This is a genomic window from Methanobrevibacter sp., assembly GCF_015062985.1.
In the GTDB taxonomy this organism is placed as follows: Archaea; Methanobacteriota; Methanobacteria; order Methanobacteriales; family Methanobacteriaceae; genus Methanocatella.
The window spans coordinates 143,163-161,635 of sequence record NZ_SUTI01000002.1 but is presented as its reverse complement, the minus strand read 5'-3'; the positions used below and the strand labels follow the sequence as shown (position 1 = coordinate 161,635).

Genomic DNA, 18,473 nt, shown 5'->3' with positions numbered 1-18,473 from the left:
CAGTAGTGAAGTCCTTTTGTGTTTTGTTTGTGTACTATGGTTTTCTATGGGAATTTCATTTCGCTGCAAGCCTTCTATTACAATTATTTATTACTTTTTTTGACTGTTATTTTTTATTGCTTAATACCCGTATTGCATTTTTTCGGTGATTTTATGAATATCAAAATATTAGATACAACATTGCGTGATGGAGAACAGACTCCTGGTGTTTCCTTAACTCCTTTGGAAAAATTGAGGATTGCAACCAAGCTTGATGAAATTGGTGTGGATTATATTGAGGCAGGTTCCGCAATTACCTCCGAAGGTGAAAGAGAATCCATTAAGGGAATTACACAACAGGGTTTGAATGCCGAAATATTAAGTTTTTCCAGACCTTTGAATGTTGATATAGATTACTGTTTGGACTGTGATGTAGATGGTGTCAATTTGGTTGTTCCCACTTCCGATTTGCATATTTCCCAAAAGCTCAAAACCACTCGTGAGGAATTGCTTGACATGTCCAATGATGCCATAGATTACTGTAAGGATCACGGTTTGATTGTTGAATTGTCAGCTGAAGACGCTTCCAGAAGTGATGTTGATTTTTTAAGGGTTGTTTTTGAAAATGCAATAGGTCATGGCGCCGACAGGATTTGTGTATGTGACACTGTGGGCATATTGACTCCTGATTCATCATTTGAACTGTTCAACAAACTTAATGATTTTGATGTTCCGATAGCTGCCCATTGCCATAACGATTTTGGTTTGGCTGTTGCTAATACCTTATCAGCAATAAAAGGTGGAGCAACTGAATTCCATTCCACTGTCAACGGTATAGGTGAAAGGGCTGGAAATACATCCTTTGAGGAGTGTGTAGTCAGCATAAACAGGTTGCTTCCGGAATTTTCAACAAATGTTAAAATCAATCAGATTTATGATACCTCCAAATTGGTTGCAAGATTGACAGGTGTATATATCCAGCCGAACAAGGCAATTGTCGGTGAAAACGCTTTCGCTCATGAATCAGGAATACACTCTGATGGCATCATAAAGAATTCCGCTACATATGAGGCCATGACTCCGGAACTTGTCGGAAGAAAACGCAAGTTCATTATAGGAAAGCATATGGGGACCCATGGTCTGGACAATAGGCTTAAGGAATTGGGCTTGAATGTTGATAAAAATCAGCTCCAGCAGATATGCAACGACATTAAGGATTTGGCTGATAAGGGAAAAACAGTTACCGATGTTGATCTGCAGGTAATTGCCGACAATGTATTGGAAATAAACCATGAGGACAGAATCAAGCTTGATGAGCTGACTATCGTTTCCGGAAACAAGGTCATGCCTACCGCTTCAGTTAAGATTGTTTTTGATGATGATGAAATTCTCAATGCTGGCGTTGGTTTGGGTCCTGTTGATGCGGCAATCAATGCCTTGAAAACACTCGATGTTTTCAGTGATGTTGACCTGATAGAGTATCACGTAGATTCTATCACCGGAGGTACCGATGCATTCATTGATGTAATCATCAAATTGCAGAAAGGTGATAAGGTAGTATCAGCCCGCGGTACTGAACCCGACATTATCAATGCAAGTGTGAAAGCATACATTGCAGGAGTTAACAGATTATTGCGTGATTAGGTGTTTACATGTACATGGATAATATTCAAATATTGGGTTTTAAAGCAACAATTAATTCTATTGAAGAAACCCTTGATTTAATTGATTCTATTAAGGGCGATGGTGAAATAATACAACTTCTTAATGCAGATTCAATCGTTTCCAAAAATCATATAATTCATGGTGTCAATCAGGCATTTTTGGCATTTGACAGGGGTGAAAATCTGGCCAAGGATTTGAGTGTTGAAATTGCATTGAGGTGTTCCGCCCAGAGGCAAATCTCAAAGGCCTTTAAAATTTTGGGTTTAAAAGAAGGTGAAATGAATTTATGTGCAGTCCTAATTAACTGTAAGGATTATTCATCTGATCTGTCCGAATTCTTTTTGAGGGATGAGAGTGTTTTCAGTCCCGATTTTGAAAATTTGATGAAAATCTATAAAATAAGCAATGATGAGATTAAAAAAATGTCAGTTGAAGAAATCATCATTGACAGGATAACCAAACTCACTGTAGATTATTAGCCCTTATTTCATCAAGTATCCTATCTAAATACTCTTTTTCAAGACATCCGTAATCAAGATTTTTAATTTCGATTGCAACAGCCTTCTGTTTTACGCGGTTATAGTTGGGGCAGGTTGTTATGAATCCGCTTTTGTCTGTGGTCAATGTCTTTTTCAGATTCCATGCGATTGACTTTGCATCTTCATGCGGAATGATTACGTTAAGGCCTCTTTTTTCGCAATGTATTGAGTCAGGTATGTGGCTTTTAAGATACTCTGTTGCATTTAATGTGATTTCAAGTTTTTCCTCAACATCATCAAGTTCGCTGTCTATACCGCTGCATACGATTTCAGATGTTTTGCTTAATTTTTGGGGCATTGTGGTTTCAGTGAAAATTTCCCCATTCTTCGCGGCAATGAATCCTCCGCTTCCGACATTGATTATCTTCGGTGAACCTGTAGATGCAATTATTATGTCAGAATGCTTTCCTAATCTGTTCTGTCTGTCTCCGATTCCCGCTGAAGCGTCCTCTATTGTCATGATATTCTTGTCTTTGCAATGTTCTGCAATGGATTTGGTATCCTGTTCAGCACAATATCCTGCAAAGCTTGTATAAATCAAAGCGGAACCGTCGTTCACTTCAAGGTCATCTATGTCATTCGGATTTATGAGCCCCAAATCTGTCTTTAATGTTATGACGTTTTTATTCAGGAATTTGGCAATCTGCTTAAATCCGTGCCAGCCCCCCTGATCGGGAATGATGACGTCACCTTCAACGGCTGAAAGCGCAATGAAAATGCTGTTGTTGCCGCTTGATGTGATTCTGACTTCATCATGGCCGGTCAGACGGCTTATTTTTTCAATGCAGCTCTCTTCAAAGTTCGAGTCGGCGATTTCGCCTGATGCAACTTTTGACATTATTTCCTTTGTTTTTTTGGAGGGGGTTTTAAATCTAAACATATTATCCACTTTTGAAGTACATATCCAGAGTAGTCTGTTTTGTGTGAAGCATCTCATTCATGAGTGTGCCCTGCTTAACATATCTGCTGACCGGTATTCTTAACTTTGTTCCGGCATATTCCAAACATTTTTCCAATGTTTCAAATTCAAGATATGGTCTGAGCATTGCTTCTTTGATGTTTTCTCTGACATTGAAGACGCCTAATGGAACATATCCGTCATATGCTTCTCTTAGAATAAGCAAACCTGATTGTTTTTTGATTTGCATTAGGTAATCAAGGACTGCCATTTTTGCAGTATAATAACATCCTCCAACTCTTGAATATTCTTTTTTACCACCATTTGTTTCATAATCTGAAAATATTAATTCTTCATTTTTCATTAGTTTAATGAATGCTTCATACCATTCATATTGCCATTCTGTAGGTGTTAAAATGATTACATAATAGTTGTTCAGTGCACCGAATTCAAAAACGCGATATGTGTCGAGCTTTTCAAATTTCCTCACTTCCTTTAGGAATTCATCAGCTAATGTGGAATCGCATGCTGTAATTGACCAGCGTGTCGGTACAAGCCTTCTTTTGTTTTTTGTTCCGATGGCTCCAACTGAAAATGCTTTCTGCATTGCTGAGAATGGAACGTCCTTATTGTGAAGGTTTACGACAGCTTCGGTTGCTTTCAAATCAGTGTCATAGAATGTTTTTTCCAGCTGCCTGTCCCATCTGACGGCATCGATATCAAAAGTTTCGATAACAGCACTCGGACCATGGGGCATGCTGTCTTCACTGAGCATGGATCCTGTCGGTTTTCTGCCGAATGTCGCTTCACTGTCAATTGATTTTGATGCAAGGGAAATGTCCTGAAGTTTTTCAACAAAAGGATTTTCCAAATCGTCAATCTTAATGAGTTGCTTTCCCCTCACAAGATTCATTCTGTAGTTTATTATTTCATCCTGAGTTTTGTTTTGCCCGATCCACTCTTCAGGGGAATCCATGATGTGGGTATCGCCCATTTGGGAACTCATCATCGGTCCGGCGTAAACTTTTGGATAGGACCATCTGCCGATAAAGACTGATGGAGGGGTGGTTCCTTCAAGATTTTTTCCAATATCAACAGATTTCATTTGAATTTGTTCTGTTAATTTGGCAAGATATGCATTTTTAGTTGTTTTCATTTTAATCTTAATTAAAAAAAGTAAAAGGAAAAATACTATTGGTTAGAATAGTATTTAACAGAATTCGATGGTTGCAGGTGGTTTGTCACTAATGGACAAAGCGACATGGGTAACTTCAGAAACTTCTGATGTAATTCTCTGGGATATTGTTTTTATTAAATCCCATGGAAGTTCAGCGACTGATGCGGTCATTGCATCAATTGAGTTAACTATTCTAACAACTACCAAATATCCGAAGTCCCTTTGGTCTCCTTTAACACCAGTTGCTTTGGTGTTGGTTAAAACCGCGAAGTATTGCCATACATCTTTATCAAGGCCTGCAGCTTCAACTTCATCACAAACGATTTTGTTTGCTTTTCTACAGATTTCAACATTTTCTCTTGTAAGGGCTCCAACAACACGCACTCCAAGTCCAGGGCCTGGGAAAGGTTGTCTGTAGACGGTAGTTGCCGGCAGGTCAAGCTCGTCACCGATTTCCCTCACTTCATCTTTGTATAAGTCACGGATTGGTTCGCATAATTCCAATTCCATTCCGCTTGGAAGAGCAATGTTGTGGTGGGATTTGATTTCACCATCGGTTTCAATCCAATCAGGAGCAATTGTTCCCTGCACTAGGAATTTAGCGTCTGCTTTGATGGCTTCCCTTTCAAATACATCAATGAACACTTTTCCGATGATTTTCCTTTTGTCTTCAGGATCGTCATAGCCTGCAAGAGCGTCCATGAATTCATCGGATGCATCGACAAATTTGAAATTTAATCTGTCTTTGAAGGTATTGGTTACCTGTTCGACTTCTCCTTCTCTTAAAAGACCGTGGTCTACAAAAACAGCAGTCAAGTTATCGCCGATTGCTTCCTGAACAAGAACTGAACAGACTGAACTGTCCACTCCACCGGATAATGCGATGATTGCCTTTTCATCACCGATTTGGTCTTTGATTTTCTGAATTGCATCGTCGATAAATTCTTTTGGGCTTAACATTTTATTCCTCATCCTCTTCCTCGTAATCTTCAATAATCTGTTTGATCATGGCTTCAAGTCCATTGTCATTTCCTGATTCGATGGCCTCAAAGATATCATCGTATTTGATAAATTTCTCAATCTTTACGGATTTTTCCCCGATTCCGGATATTCTGAATCCGTATTCTTCATCACCAATAGGGATGTTGACAAATTGTCTTTTCAAACCAGCTTTGTTTTCAACAGCCTTGTTCTTTAAGTCTTCAGCATTATCAATCATTATTACACCTTTCTTGACAGATCTTATAAAAGTTTTCAAAAATAACTGATCCTTTTGGAGTATGATGCACTTCGGGATGGAACTGAATTCCATATACATCCTTATCCTTGTGCTTAAAGGATTCAACGTCACATAAGTTTGAACTGGCCAAAATCTCGAACTCTTCAGGGATTGTTTTCACTTCATCCTTATGGGATGACCAAACATCCATTTCAGGAGCCAAGCCTTTGAATAAGTTCTCGTCATTGTTAATGTTAATTTTCACCTGAGCATAACTTTCAGTATCGGAGGTGGTTACTTCTCCTCCGTATGCTTTAGCAATTAACTGATGGCCAAGACAAATCCCTAAAATAGGAATATCAAAGTGCTTGATGTACTCTTCGCTTAAACCGGCACCTTCAATGGAAGGTCCCCCACCTAAAATCAGCCCTATTGGATTTTCAGCTTCAATCTCTTCAATTGAAACTGTATTTTGGATGAGTTTGGCCGGAATTTTTAAATACTGTAAACTTCTAGCGATTCTATGATTATATTGGCCCTTATTGTTAACTACTATAATTGTCATTTTATACTCCATGAAAATATAATGATATTATTTTTGGTTTTTTTATTTATTATAGTTAACTAAGTATTTTTAATTCTGATTAAATAAGTAATATTTTTAATGAATTCCAGTTGTCGATTCAGAAATATCTGAAAAATTGTAACTTAACAAACCACTTATATACTACATTGAATAAATGAATATTACATGGAAATTAAAGATTTGATATTTATAATAGGTGCTATATTAATAGCCGTCGTATTGCTTAAACTGTTCATGTGGCTTTTGCCAGTAATTGTAGTCTTGATTATTGCATTCTTTATTTATGTTTTCCTGCAAGAACGTTATAATCAGCCTTGAAGGTCTTCAAATGCGGAAGTTGCAGCGACTGCACCTTCTCCGCAAGCCACAACCCACTGTTTCAATCCAATACAGACATCACCAATGGCATATACATAATCAATATTTGTTTTCTGGTTCTTATCTATGATTATGTGTCCGGAGTCATCCAATTCGACTCCCAATTGTTTTGCAAGTTCAGTGTGGGGTATGTATCCTACGCTTACGAACACTCCGTTTGTCGGGATTTCTTTAAGCTCTCCTGTTTGTGTGTCTTTCAAGACAACTGATTCAACGAGCATTTCTCCCTTTATCTCTTCAACGGTAGCATTCAGGATGGTGTTGATTCCCGCTTCTTTTATCATGTTCTGGAGGTGCTTTTGGGCTCTGAATTCATCCCTTCTGTGGACTAAAGTAACATTTGCTCCAAGATTTTTGAGATATAACGCTTCCTGAAGTGCACTGTTTCCCCCGCCTACCATGATGATGTCGCGGCCTGCAAAGAAGAAACCGTCGCATGTTGCGCAGTAGCTTACGCCCTTTCCCTTGAACTCCTCTTCGCCTTTTGCATCCAATTGTCTGTGTGAGCTTCCTGTTGCTAAAATGATGGTTTTGCTTTGATATTCATCCTTGTCTGTTTTGACTGTAAAGCGGTATTCGCCGCCTGTCTGTTTAATTTCTGTTACTTCTTCCATTTCGTTGAGTTCGCAGTTTATGGTTGCCTGTGCCTTCATTTTCTCAACCAGCTCAAGGCCTGAAATCCTGTCGAATCCCGGATAGTTTTCCATTTCCGGAACTTCACGGCCCAAGCCTCCTGCAAGGTCACGGTCTATAATCAGGTTTTTTGTTCCCTGACGGCCTGCATAGATTCCTGCAGTAAGGCCCCCCGGCCCTGCTCCTATGATAATGATGTCGTAGTGATTCATTTTTAAACCTCTTTTTTAATTATAATGAAAAAAGAAAATGTTATGCATCCTGTAGGATGCATATATTTTTATTGATAGTCGATTCCAATGGTTTTTGCAGTTTTTCTACCGTTGAACACATCAATGTCCAGAGCCATGTTTTTGAATGAAACGATTAATGTGCAGATTGCATCTCCGGTGACGTTTACGGCGGTTCTGAACATGTCCAGGATATGGTCTATTCCGAAAATCATTCCGATTGCTTCAACCGGCAATCCTACTGAATTGAATACCATGGTTAAAGTGACCAGTCCAACTGAAGGAACGCCTGCGGTTCCTATTGAAGCCATGACGGCAGTGAAAATTACTGTTATGAGTCCTGCCATTCCCAGATCCATACCATAGGCCTGAGCAGCGAACATTACTGCACAGCCCTGCATGATGGCGGTTCCGTCCATGTTGATTGTTGCACCCAATGGAATTGTAAATGAGGATATTTCTGATGAAACTCCCATTTCAGATAGCTTTTCCATGTTGATAGGTATTGTTGCATTTGATGTTGATGATGAAAATGCAAAAAACATGACTGATATAAACTTCTTGAAGAACCTGAGAGGGTTCAGCCTTGTAAACACTACAAGCAGTGACGGATAGACTATGAACACCTGTATTGCAAGGCCTATGATGACGCATATGATGTATTTGGCCAGAGGCAGCAGTCCTTCAAATCCGAGGCTTGCGAATGTTTTCGCCATTAGGCAGAATACTCCGATAGGTGCGAATTTCATGATGAGTGATGTCAGCTCCATCATGATGTGGTTTGTCTGCTCGAAAAATTCTGTGACAACCTGGACTTCATCCCTTAATTTGGCCAGGATTATTCCTATAAGCAATCCGAATATGATGACCGGCAGCATGTCCCCGCTAGCAAGGGAGCTGAACGGATTTTCCGGAACCATGTTCAGGATTGTATCTGTCACGGTTTGGTTGACTGTAACATTTGCAACGTCTGCACTTGCAGACATGTTCAAGCCTACGCCCGGCTGGATGATGGCACCCAATGCAAGAGCAATTGTCACGGCCAATGCTGTTGTGAGAAGATAAATCAGGATTGTCCTTCCGCCGATAGTTCCGATTTTCCGGATGTCTGAAATCGATGCGGCACCAACGACTATGGAACAGAATACGAGTGGCACGACCAGCATCTTCATAAGCTTGATAAATACGTTTCCTCCAAGATAAAATACATTGTCGATTAGTATGATGTCCTTGATGAACGGGTCTGTTACGAAGAAATTCAATATCAGCCCCACAATGAAACCAAGAATCATCCCAATCAATATCCAGTTACTGAGACTAATGCTTTTTAGTTTACTCATCATTGTTTTTCCCCTATTTTTCCTGGTATCATATTTGTTACTAATCAATAATATAATTTAACTGATTTTTTGTAAAAGTTGATATGCCATTAATGTTAAAGTATTACCATGGATAGAATAAACGAAGCGGTTCAGCTGTTTGAGGAGGGATACGTGTGCTCACAGGCGGTCTTTGCGGCCTTTTCCCCGGAGTTTGGGATTTCCAAAGAGGATGCCTTAAAGATAGGCGCATGCTTCGGCAGCGGAATGCGCAAAGCGGAAGTGTGCGGCGCATGCACAGGCGCCCTGATGGCATTGGGTTTGAAATACGGCGAAAGCAAGGCTGAAAGCAACGAGGTCTGCAACAGCTTTCTGGATGAGTTTGCAGATGTAAACGGTTCAATCATCTGCAGGGACCTTCTCGGCTGCGACATATCAACCGAAGAGGGTGTTGACTTCGCCCGCGAGAATAATCTCTTTGGGGAACTCTGCCCTAAGATGGTTGAATCAGCTGCAGAAATTGTTGAAAAATTGCTTTAGAATGCAGAAATTGTGGAGTTAATCGGACTGTGATGATGAGTGGGATGATTAACTCTCCGTTGGCTCAAAATGAGAAATATTTCATATGTTCAATTAAAATTTAAACATTAATTTTTTCGTAATGCTGGACGGCATTATGCCTTTTTTTTTAAATTGTGCTTTTTTGTGATTTGATATATTCAAAGACATATCTTCCGTCATCAGTTAATGTATAGAGTTTTCCTTTTCGCATTTTTGGTGTAGCGCAATAAACAAGATTGTTTTTTCGTAATTGTGATAACAGGTTGCTTATGTGGTTGGTTCTCACATCAATTGCATCTCCAATCTGTTTTGGGGTGTGCAAGTCCTCACCCAAATACAATATGATGTTTTTCCGGTGTTCTGATGCCAGAACGAACGCAACTTTTTCCAGTATCTCCTCGTTATTACACATATAGTATATTTTTGTTTAACTTAAAAGGCATGGTTATATATATTATTACACATATATTTTAACTTGTTAACACATTTTTAACACACTTACAGTGAGGTGAATCATATGGTTACATGTCAAAATTGCGGGTCTGAAGTTGATGAGGGAGCTAAATTCTGCAAAAACTGCGGATCCAAAATGGTTATCGAAGAAGAAAATGCAAATGGTAATGCCACTAGATTTTGTACCAGTTGCGGATTTGAAATGCCAAAGGACACAAAGTTCTGTCCCGAATGTGGAAATTCAACAAGTGATGTTCCGCAGGCAGTCAATGGCACCGGCAATGCAGTGGCAAATTCCAATAAAAGCCCGGAATTGGCAGCAATATTGTCCTTTTTAATCATAGGGGTAGGCCAGATTTATTTGGGATTGACTAAAAGGGGAATCATACTGTTTCTTGCAGCAATCATATCAGGAATTCTGATGTTGATTGTGATAGGATGGATTACATGGTTTATCGTTTGGATTTATGCGATATACGATGCATATAACTGTGGTAAAAAGTTGAACAATGGAATTGTGTTGGAAGACAGTTTGAATATGGATAATTTATTTTAGAGGTGATTTGAATGGCATTTTGTCCGAATTGTGGAAATCCGGTAGATGATGATGCAAAATTCTGTGCAAGTTGTGGAAATTCTATGGACGGGTCTGTCCCTGCAGCGACTGCACAGCAGGAGGAATTCAGTACAACAAAAGGATTGCTTGGTGACCTTAAAAAAGGAGGATTGAACTTTAAGCAGAAAATGGACCACTATGCTCATGGCGAACATAGGGATATCCAAAGACCTGAAGGCTGCTTGTATTTCATGAACGGATTGCAGGGCACATTGGCAGTATATGAGGATTATATTGAGTTTGATTTTAGCGGAAGTGCTGTGAAAAAGTATATGAGCGGTTTCGGTGGTGTTAAAAAGGTTTATTACCATCAAATCAACAGTATCCAAAAGAGGGATGCAACCGATGTCGTAAATGGTACAATTGAATTTGAACTTCCAGGAATGGCTGCAAGTGCATTCAGCCAAAATGAAAACCTGATTTCATATCTTCCGAAATATCAGGAAGAGGCGGAAAAAATCTATGACTTTGTCAATGATAAGATACTGTCCATCCACAATGCCAAGACCCAGCCCACTCAGGTAGTCCAAAACGAAGTGAGTCCGATGGCAAAGCTTAAGGAAGCAAAGGAATTGCTGGACATGGGTATTATTACGCAAGAAGAATTTGATGAAATCAAAGCCAAATGTTTGGCAGACATGTAGAACAGTTTCATCATCTCCTTTTTTTTATAGGTGCTGATGACGGGAGTTCGGTTAATCCGTCGCTGGTCATCATCATGCTTTTTTTTTAATTTTCAGTTTTTCACACAACAAATCATGTAAAAAATAGTTTACCGCCCATTTTGCTCTTTTTTTTAGTTTTATGCAGGGGATTGCATATGCTTATGTCTATTTTTAAAAAATATTCTATTTTTTAGAATATTGTTTAAATTCAGTATAGTTATTTTTGTAAAATTTAATTATTCTTTTATTTAATTTTATTTTTGATTCTATTTTATTCAAATATAAATCATAATGTATATATAAAGATTCAATCAAAGTAAATAGTGTATTCAATTTGAAATTAATTTGTTAAATATAGGTTATAGTATGAAATATAAGAACATGATGTTGGCGGCGCTTTTGCTGCTGGCCATTTTAACAATGGGAGCCGTTAGTGCATCAGAAGATGCGGACACTCTAGCGGTTAGTGATGATGGGGGAGATATTGAAGTTCAAGCTCCTGCAGCTGATGAAATTTTAACTGATAACTCGACTTTCATCGTGAATGATGAAGGCGATGACGAGGGGGATGATGACCCCTATATGGTTGAATTGATGGAAGAATTTGATTTTACTAAGCAAAACTTGGAAATACTCAACATAACATGTCCTGAAGACGAACAAAATGATTACTTTGTCTTTAAAACTCTTAATGATGATTGGCAGGAACTTTATAGTTTCAATTATAGAATCGATGAAAGCGATTATGGTACTGTCCTTCACATTACTCCTCTAGATTTGAATATTAATGAACCTGGAGGATATATAATTCTCATCTTTTCTACAAATACTCCTGACGATCTAAAGGAGGGGGAAGAAATTTATGAATCATGGAGAGGTATAGAAGCTATCGATTATAGTCAATTCAGATATATCAGTATGGACACTTTTGAACCTAGTGCGCTTTTTATGGACGATATATTTGCAGTCTACTGTCCTGTTGGAAGTTCAGGCACAGTTACTGTAGACGTTAGAAAAGATGGTGATGATGAATTTTTCGAAACATCCGACAAGAATGTCACGGATAAGGATGAAGAAAACAAGCTGTATTGGAACTTGGCAGAATTGGGGATGTATGGAGCAGACGGCAAATACTTTATCAGTGTTTACCATCAGGGTTTCAATGACAGCAGGCATGATGACATCAAAGAAGATGAAATTGATGTAAAAAGTCCTGTCAGTATAGACTCTTTTTCATATATTGATTCCCCTGGTCGTGGCGGATTTGTATTTGCAGAAATTCCTTCCAATTTTGAAGATGGTGAAATATGGGTCATGATTGATGGCGAGTTAAAAGTAAACAAAACCTTAAGCGAATTTGTTGAGGGTGATGGCAATTCCCCTTACTGGAGATATTCAGAAGGTCATGGAGGAACTGATGAATCTAAAAAATGGTATTACATAAACAATTATCACTTCGACTATGACTTTGAGGGCGGACAGGAATATGTAATAACTGCGATTTTAAGCATCAACCAACAGTCTGGCACTATTTTATTCACCGAAGAGTCAGAAATCAGAATGATCAACAGGAATATTGTGAGCGATGATGATGGTCATTCCATCGAAATCTTTGGCGATATCGGCTATTGGTTTGATGATTGGATAGAAATGATTGCAATTACCTCACCTGAAGGTTCTGATGGCACAGTAGAGATATGGGTTGACGATTATGATGAAGGCTGGAGATGGGAAGGTCCTTTAGATGAATTGAGCGATTTTATTGAAGAGGAAAACCAGTACTTTATTGTTCCTGGATTCTTTGAAGACCTGGAATCTGGCGAACATCAAATTTTTGTTGCTTACAAAGAAAATGGCGTTGAGCTCATTAGAAGCAGCGGATTTATTGAGTTCTATGATGATGGAGATGAAGAGGAAGACGGCCCTATAGACGACATTGAATTGGAGTTCAATGCAGAGGATGAGGAAGAGCTAGAATTTGAAATAGGTAACGATGAAACCATCGCGTATCTGCTGATTCCTGACAATGATGAATTTGAAGACACTGTGGTTACAGTCACCATTACCAAAAATGGGGAAGACTTTGCAACTTTCAATACAGAGGAAATGGATTATGAAACCGATGATGTTAAAGAGGCTAAAAAGTATCCGATTGCTCTGGACTTGACTCAACTCAATGATAAGGACCTTTTAAGCATTAGTCTTGATTGCTTCGATGAAGACGTTTGGGAATATGTCATCGAGATAGATGAAGATACTGCAATTTTCCACATGTATGAAGGAGATGAAGTCGAGTTATATGTTTTCGTTGGTAACATAACTCTTGGAGACTTTAATGATCCTGAGAGGATGGGTCCGCACCCTAGAGGCAATTTCATTGAATTCAGCATTCCAGGGTCATATGAAGGCACCGAAGGAAGCATAGTTGTAAGCGACGATTCCACTGTACTTTATAGAAAGTCATTGGAAGGATTCGTAGACCCTCAATTCGACTATTCTACTTTAGGATATAGATATATAGTTTCCTTAGATGAGTATAACTTGATGAGTCTTCCTGAAAACAGAATCATAACATTCACTTTGAATTTTGGAAGCGATTCATTAACATTTAAACGTATCAGACACGCTGATTACCTGTCTCAAATTGTTACTCCTGACGATGTGGCCAGAGTATATGACGTAACCATCAATGAGGAGGTCATGACCAGTGAAGATGATACTGCAGTAAGCATAGTGGGAAAAGATGCAAACCCGCAAACAATTTGGATTGAACTCGGTGAAGGCCAATTCAATGTCTATGTAAATGACCAGAAAGTTGAAGGCTTAGGCAATCTGATTTTCGAAAATTGGATTAACAATAACGGCGTATTGGATGCTGATTTGGAAGAATTAAGGGAAATGGATCTTCCGGATATGGAAATTTCTTTGGAAGAATTTGCAGAATTGAGCAGAGATGAAAAGATTTCCATACTAAAAGAGGAATTTCCGGATGATATTACTCTATTCCGCTTGACTAGTTTCCGTCACGGATGCCCTGAACTGCAGATTTCATTGGCTGATTTGAACATCACAGAGTCAGGCGAGTATAATATTAAAGTAACACACTTTCCGGGAGACCCTATTGAAGTTTGGAATCCTGACTATCCGCCTGAAAACAGTACAGAGTTAGTGGAAACTTTAGTTCTTGAAAAGACTATTTCCGTAGTTTATAAGCCATCTCCTTTCATTTCAGCACCTGCTGTAACAACTCGATACGGAAAAGATGTGAATGTTACAGTCAATTTGTTTAGGGATGTTAGAGGCAATGCATGGTTTACCATCAATGGCAAATCCGAAAAGGCTCCAATTACAAATGGTGTTGCAACCTACACAGTTTCCGGCTTGAAATATGGATTGTATACTGTTGACATCAGATATAAGGGAAGCGCTAAATATGCTGACGATACAATAACCACTACTCTTAAAGTGAATAAGCTCACCCAGCCGATAGTTTCAGTATCTGCAGAGGACATAGGATTTAATGAAGATGCAACCGTCATAGTTAATGTTGCACAAAAGGTGAACGGTAATATTCATGTCACTGTAAATAATGTTACCAAAAAGGCTCCAATTACAAATGGTGTTGCAACAGCCACATTCTCAGGTTTGGAAAGGGGCACCTACGAAGTAAGCGCTCTCTATAAGGGCACTGCTAATATAGTAGAAAAAACAAAAACAACAACCTTTAAAGTTGTTAAAGGAACACCAATCATATCAGTTGACGCACCTGACGCAGGCTTCGGATCAGATGCCGTAATCACTGTTAACATGGGCAATCGTGCCAACGGTAATGTGCATGTTACCATCAACGGAGTAACTGAAAAAGCTCCAATTACAAACGGCATAGCAACATATTCCATTTCAGGACTTAAACGCGGAACTTATGATGTAAACGTAATGTATAAGGGCAGTACCAATTACAATGCACAAAACTACACAACCACCCTTAACGTGGTTAAAGGAACTCCAATAACATCCATTTCAGTTAAAAACAATTATGTTGGCCGTGATGCCACAGTCACAGTTAAAATGGCAAGCAATGTCAACGGATTTGTTAAAATAACCATAAATGGTGAAACTGAAAGGGTTCAAATAGTCAACGGTGTTGCAACCTTGACCGTTTCAGGCCTTAAGGCCGGCACTTATGACGTGAGTGCATACTATGCAGGAAACGCAAACTTCGATGCCCAAACATTCACATCCAATTTGACCATTAACAAGCTTTCACCTGGAATTTCCATTTCAAAATCAACAGTGGACGGAAATCCTGTGATAACAGTGAAATTGGCTGAAGACGCTCCGGGCAACGTTTGGATTAAAGTCAACGGATCACAATACAAAGTTCCAATCACCAATGGTGTTGCAAGTATTTCCTTACCTGACCTCAAATCAGGTAGCCATGTCGTTGAAGCGACATATAACGGTAACTACAAGTACCTTGCGCAGACAAAAACAAAAACAGTTTCAGTAAAATAGGGTTTGACTTCCCTATTTTTTCTTCTTTTTTTAAATCATTTCATATTTTGGCCATTTTAGTGTAAACTATTCAATGTAAAATTTTTTTTCAAAACAGATATATGCTAATTTTTATAAAGGTTATATTAATCAATAATAAAATGGGAGTCAATAAATGATATTTAAAAAGGCAATTATATTTATCTGTCTTATTGTCTGCTTCCTCAGCATTGCTTGCGTAAGTGCGGTCGATGTGGATGATACTATTGCGGCAGGCAGTTATGATCAGATAGAAAATCAGGAAAATATCGGCATGGCCGATGAAGAAACTTTAAGTGCATCAACTGGAACTTTTACGAATCTGGCAGATGCAATAGCTAATGCAGATGGCGAACTAACCCTAACAAGGAATTATGCTTATGATGATTCAAGCATGATGATGAATTCTACACTTTCAGGTGATTCATTTTATATAAATGGGATTGATATTGACAAGGAAATCACAATTAACGGAAACGGATTCACAATCGATGGAAGAGATCAAGCAAAAATCTTTAATGTAAATCATGCAAATGTTGTGTTGAAAAATATCAATTTCATTAATGCTTATGGACCAGAAGATGGTGGTGCTATTGTCTGGGAAGGTTCCAACGGAGCTTTAAGTGGTTGTAGTTTTGTTGATTGTTCTGCCCGTCGTGATGGTGCGGCTGTTTATTGGTATAGTTCTAATGGTGTTTTGAGCAATTGTAGTTTTGTAAAATGTCATTCTTTAATGGGTGCTGGGGGTGCTATTTATTGGGGTTCTGTTGACTCTGTGACTGATTGCAGTTTTGTTGATTGTTCTGCTTCATTTGGTGGTGCTGTTTTCTGGCATGCTCATAATGGTGTTTTGAGTGGCTGTAGATTTGAGAATTGTTCTGCTTCAGATTATGGTGGGGCTGTTGATTGGATTTTAAGTTATGGTTCTTTGAGCAACTGCAGTTTTGTTAATTGTTTTTCTTCAGATGATGGTGGTGCTATCTTTTGGGATGGTTTCTATGGTCTTCTGAGTGGTTGCAGTTTTGAGAATTGTTGTGCTTCAGATGATGGTGGTGCTGTTTACTGGGATAGTGTTTATGGTAATTTGAGTGATTGTAGTTTTGCGGATTGTTCTGCTTCAAATGATGGCGGTGCTGTTTATTGGACTACTCATGGTGTCTTGAGCGATTGCAGCTTTGTTAATTGTTCTGCTTCAGATGATGGTGGTGCTATTTGCTCTGATGGAGATGATTTTGAAATTTATAACTGTAATTCTGTTAATTGTGTTTCTACTTATTCTGGAGGCGCAGCCTATCTTATGGGAGTTAGAAACATCATGGCTTATTGTAACTTTGTAGATTGTTCTGCCAGTAAGGGTGGTGGCGGTGCGATATGCTGGTACGGTAGCGACGGTACTTTGGGCGAATGTAATTTCAGAAGGTGTTCTGCTAAGAATGGTGGTGCTGTTTATATGTGTGATTTAGGTGATGTTTTGGTTCTTTCCAGTTTTGTAGATTGTTCTGCTTCATATGATGGTGGTGCAATTTACTGGGACGAATCTGATGGTTTTTTAGCCAATTCCACTTTTGTGAATTGCAGTTCCTCTGAATGCGATGCTGTTTATGGAATTGTGCCAACAGACTGCAAATTCATGGAAAAACCGTTCATTTCCATATCTCCGGTAACAGTCAAGTACGGCCAGAGTGCTAAGGTCATCGTTAATCTTGCAAGTGATGTTCCTGGAAATGTGAGGTTTATCGTAAACGGAGTTACAGAAAAGGTTAAAATCACAAACGGCAAGGCAACCTACACTGTCTCAGGCCTAAAAGTGGGAACATATGACGTTAAGGTTACATATGCCGGAAATTACAAATACATTGCAGATACAATTTCAACAAGCATTAAGGTGAACAAGAACAATCCGATCGTTTCAGCAAAAGCAAATGACTGCAGCTATGGAACCAATGCAATCATAACAGTTAACTTGGCCCAGAATGTGCCTGGAAACGTTAGAATCACTGTAAATGGCATCCAATATGTATGCAAAATCAAAGACCGTGTAGCATCCGCAAGCATTCCAGGTTTAAGCGTAGATTCATATCCGGTCACCATATCCTATGCGGGAAATGTCAACTATAATGCGCAGACTATTCAAAAAACATTGAATGTGGTCAAAGGAACACCAATCATTTCGGTCAGCGCTCCTGATGCTGCATATGGTAAAAATGCAAAAATCACTGTCAATTTGGCAAACGACGTTCCGGGAAATGTCTGGTTTACCATCAACGGAGTCAGTGAAAAGGTCAAAATCACAAACGCAAAGGCAACATACACAGTTTCAGGACTTAAAACAGGATCCTATGAGGTAACCGTTCGCTACGGAGGAAACGTCAACTACAATACACAGAATGTAAAAACCACTTTGAATATCGTTAAGGCAAATCCGATAACTTCAGTTTCAGTCACCGACATAAATGTTGGAGACACTGCAGTCGTCACAGTCAAAATGGCAAGCAATGTCAACGGAAATGTAAGGATTACCGTCAATGGCGTTACAGAAAAGGTTCAAATCGTCAATGGTGTTGCAACATTGAACGTTGCAGGTCTAAAGGCAGGCACTTATGATGTCAGTGCAGTTTATGCGGGAAACGCCAACTTCAATGCACAGACAAAAACAGCCAGCCTCGAAGTGACCAAATCTTCACCGGAACTGACAGTCGTCAAAAGAACCGTTGAAGGAAAAACCGTGCTTATTGCAAGCATAGCTGAAGATGCAACAGGATATGTTAATTTCGCTGTAAATGGAGGCACATACAAAGCCAAAATCGTTAATGGTGAGGCAACACTAACATTGCCGGATTTTGCACCTGGAACATACACTCTCAAATCCAGCTACGGCGGTAACTACAAGTACCTTCCTGAAACCAAAACAAGAACAATAACCATTAATTAGGGATTTGATTTTTCCCTATTTTTTTCTTTTTTTTAAAGTTTTCAAATGTCATAATTCTTTCTTGGGGCTCTGATTATTTGTTACTTTCAT

Annotated in this window: 16 protein-coding genes; 8 read left to right on the top strand and 8 right to left on the bottom strand. The window is 38.9% G+C overall.

What is annotated here, in order from left to right; genetic code table 11:
- Nucleotides 1-153 precede the first annotated feature (153 nt).
- Together E7Z77_RS01790 and cgi121 are read left to right on the top strand one after the other, a co-directional pair.
- Nucleotides 154-1,623 (top strand): (R)-citramalate synthase, encoded by a 1,470-nt coding sequence (locus tag E7Z77_RS01790; protein WP_292749521.1) that lies wholly within the window; start codon nt 154-156, stop codon nt 1,621-1,623.
- Between the two features lie 8 nt (nt 1,624-1,631).
- Nucleotides 1,632-2,123 (top strand): KEOPS complex subunit Cgi121, encoded by a 492-nt coding sequence (gene cgi121 / locus E7Z77_RS01785; RefSeq protein ID WP_292749519.1) that lies wholly within the window; start codon nt 1,632-1,634, stop codon nt 2,121-2,123.
- On the opposite strand, the gene E7Z77_RS01780 is transcribed toward cgi121, so the two are convergent.
- The 5 genes from E7Z77_RS01780 to E7Z77_RS01760 are packed head-to-tail and all read right to left on the bottom strand — an operon-like array spanning nt 2,107 to nt 6,042.
- Nucleotides 2,107-3,063: a DegT/DnrJ/EryC1/StrS family aminotransferase gene (locus tag E7Z77_RS01780; RefSeq protein ID WP_292749517.1), complete on the bottom strand. Its 957-nt coding sequence runs from the start codon at nt 3,061-3,063 to the stop codon at nt 2,107-2,109. The genes cgi121 and E7Z77_RS01780 overlap by 17 nt on opposite strands.
- A 1-nt stretch (nt 3,064) precedes the next feature.
- Nucleotides 3,065-4,237, bottom strand: a complete 1,173-nt coding sequence (locus tag E7Z77_RS01775; protein WP_292749515.1) for a hypothetical protein — start codon at nt 4,235-4,237, stop codon at nt 3,065-3,067.
- A 54-nt stretch (nt 4,238-4,291) separates the two neighbouring features.
- Entirely contained in the window at nt 4,292-5,218 is a 927-nt protein-coding gene (gene guaA, locus E7Z77_RS01770) for a glutamine-hydrolyzing GMP synthase (protein ID WP_292749513.1), read from the bottom strand.
- Between the two features lies 1 nt (nt 5,219).
- Entirely contained in the window at nt 5,220-5,477 is a 258-nt protein-coding gene (locus E7Z77_RS01765; protein WP_292749511.1) for a hypothetical protein, read from the bottom strand.
- The gene (locus E7Z77_RS01760) at nt 5,470-6,042 is read right to left on the bottom strand and encodes a GMP synthase subunit A (RefSeq protein WP_292749509.1); all 573 of its coding nucleotides are present in this window, start codon (nt 6,040-6,042) and stop codon (nt 5,470-5,472) included. The genes E7Z77_RS01765 and E7Z77_RS01760 overlap by 8 nt, the downstream gene beginning before the upstream one ends.
- 186 nt (nt 6,043-6,228) lie before the next feature.
- On the opposite strand from E7Z77_RS01760, the gene E7Z77_RS01755 reads away from it, so the two are divergent.
- Nucleotides 6,229-6,381, top strand: a complete 153-nt coding sequence (locus tag E7Z77_RS01755) for a hypothetical protein (protein WP_292749508.1) — start codon at nt 6,229-6,231, stop codon at nt 6,379-6,381.
- Here E7Z77_RS01755 and E7Z77_RS01750 read toward each other — a convergent pair.
- A complete protein-coding gene (locus tag E7Z77_RS01750) occupies nt 6,372-7,286 on the bottom strand; it encodes an FAD-dependent oxidoreductase (RefSeq protein ID WP_292749506.1) in 915 nt (304 codons plus the stop codon). The genes E7Z77_RS01755 and E7Z77_RS01750 overlap by 10 nt on opposite strands.
- 68 nt (nt 7,287-7,354) lie before the next feature.
- Nucleotides 7,355-8,647 carry a dicarboxylate/amino acid:cation symporter gene (locus tag E7Z77_RS01745; RefSeq protein ID WP_292749494.1) on the bottom strand — a complete coding sequence of 431 codons (1,293 nt, stop codon included), beginning with the start codon at nt 8,645-8,647 and terminating at the stop codon, nt 7,355-7,357.
- A gap of 150 nt (nt 8,648-8,797) precedes the next feature.
- On the opposite strand from E7Z77_RS01745, the gene E7Z77_RS01740 reads away from it, so the two are divergent.
- On the top strand, nt 8,798-9,163 hold the full coding sequence (locus E7Z77_RS01740; RefSeq protein ID WP_292749492.1) for a C-GCAxxG-C-C family protein: 366 nt from the start codon (nt 8,798-8,800) through the stop codon (nt 9,161-9,163).
- Nucleotides 9,164-9,311: 148 nt separating this feature from the next.
- On the opposite strand, the gene E7Z77_RS01735 is transcribed toward E7Z77_RS01740, so the two are convergent.
- Nucleotides 9,312-9,596, bottom strand: coding sequence for a hypothetical protein (locus E7Z77_RS01735; RefSeq protein WP_292749490.1), 285 nt, complete (start codon nt 9,594-9,596; stop codon nt 9,312-9,314).
- Nucleotides 9,597-9,701: 105 nt separating this feature from the next.
- Between E7Z77_RS01735 and E7Z77_RS01730 the strand changes: the two genes are divergently transcribed.
- The 4 genes from E7Z77_RS01730 (at nt 9,702) to E7Z77_RS01715 (ending at nt 18,383) form a co-directional block, all read left to right on the top strand.
- Nucleotides 9,702-10,193 carry a zinc-ribbon domain-containing protein gene (locus tag E7Z77_RS01730; protein ID WP_292749488.1) on the top strand — a complete coding sequence of 164 codons (492 nt, stop codon included), beginning with the start codon at nt 9,702-9,704 and terminating at the stop codon, nt 10,191-10,193.
- Nucleotides 10,194-10,204: 11 nt separating this feature from the next.
- Nucleotides 10,205-10,897: a zinc-ribbon domain-containing protein gene (locus tag E7Z77_RS01725; RefSeq protein WP_292749486.1), complete on the top strand. Its 693-nt coding sequence runs from the start codon at nt 10,205-10,207 to the stop codon at nt 10,895-10,897.
- A gap of 387 nt (nt 10,898-11,284) precedes the next feature.
- Nucleotides 11,285-15,433: an Ig-like domain-containing protein gene (locus E7Z77_RS01720; protein ID WP_292749484.1), complete on the top strand. Its 4,149-nt coding sequence runs from the start codon at nt 11,285-11,287 to the stop codon at nt 15,431-15,433.
- Between the two features lie 154 nt (nt 15,434-15,587).
- Nucleotides 15,588-18,383: an Ig-like domain-containing protein gene (locus tag E7Z77_RS01715; protein WP_292749482.1), complete on the top strand. Its 2,796-nt coding sequence runs from the start codon at nt 15,588-15,590 to the stop codon at nt 18,381-18,383.
- The last annotated feature ends 90 nt before the right edge of the window (nt 18,384-18,473 follow it).

Coding starts and splice junctions, on each gene's coding strand:
- E7Z77_RS01790 (WP_292749521.1), top strand. CDS start 154: ATGAATATCAAAATATTAGATACAACATTGCGTGATGGAGAACAGACT.
- cgi121 (WP_292749519.1), top strand. CDS start 1,632: ATGTACATGGATAATATTCAAATATTGGGTTTTAAAGCAACAATTAAT.
- E7Z77_RS01780 (WP_292749517.1), bottom strand. CDS start 3,063: ATGTTTAGATTTAAAACCCCCTCCAAAAAAACAAAGGAAATAATGTCA.
- E7Z77_RS01775 (WP_292749515.1), bottom strand. CDS start 4,237: ATGAAAACAACTAAAAATGCATATCTTGCCAAATTAACAGAACAAATT.
- guaA (WP_292749513.1), bottom strand. CDS start 5,218: ATGTTAAGCCCAAAAGAATTTATCGACGATGCAATTCAGAAAATCAAA.
- E7Z77_RS01765 (WP_292749511.1), bottom strand. CDS start 5,477: ATGATTGATAATGCTGAAGACTTAAAGAACAAGGCTGTTGAAAACAAA.
- E7Z77_RS01760 (WP_292749509.1), bottom strand. CDS start 6,042: ATGACAATTATAGTAGTTAACAATAAGGGCCAATATAATCATAGAATC.
- E7Z77_RS01755 (WP_292749508.1), top strand. CDS start 6,229: ATGGAAATTAAAGATTTGATATTTATAATAGGTGCTATATTAATAGCC.
- E7Z77_RS01750 (WP_292749506.1), bottom strand. CDS start 7,286: ATGAATCACTACGACATCATTATCATAGGAGCAGGGCCGGGGGGCCTT.
- E7Z77_RS01745 (WP_292749494.1), bottom strand. CDS start 8,647: ATGATGAGTAAACTAAAAAGCATTAGTCTCAGTAACTGGATATTGATT.
- E7Z77_RS01735 (WP_292749490.1), bottom strand. CDS start 9,596: ATGTGTAATAACGAGGAGATACTGGAAAAAGTTGCGTTCGTTCTGGCA.
- E7Z77_RS01730 (WP_292749488.1), top strand. CDS start 9,702: ATGGTTACATGTCAAAATTGCGGGTCTGAAGTTGATGAGGGAGCTAAA.
- E7Z77_RS01725 (WP_292749486.1), top strand. CDS start 10,205: ATGGCATTTTGTCCGAATTGTGGAAATCCGGTAGATGATGATGCAAAA.
- E7Z77_RS01720 (WP_292749484.1), top strand. CDS start 11,285: ATGAAATATAAGAACATGATGTTGGCGGCGCTTTTGCTGCTGGCCATT.
- E7Z77_RS01715 (WP_292749482.1), top strand. CDS start 15,588: ATGATATTTAAAAAGGCAATTATATTTATCTGTCTTATTGTCTGCTTC.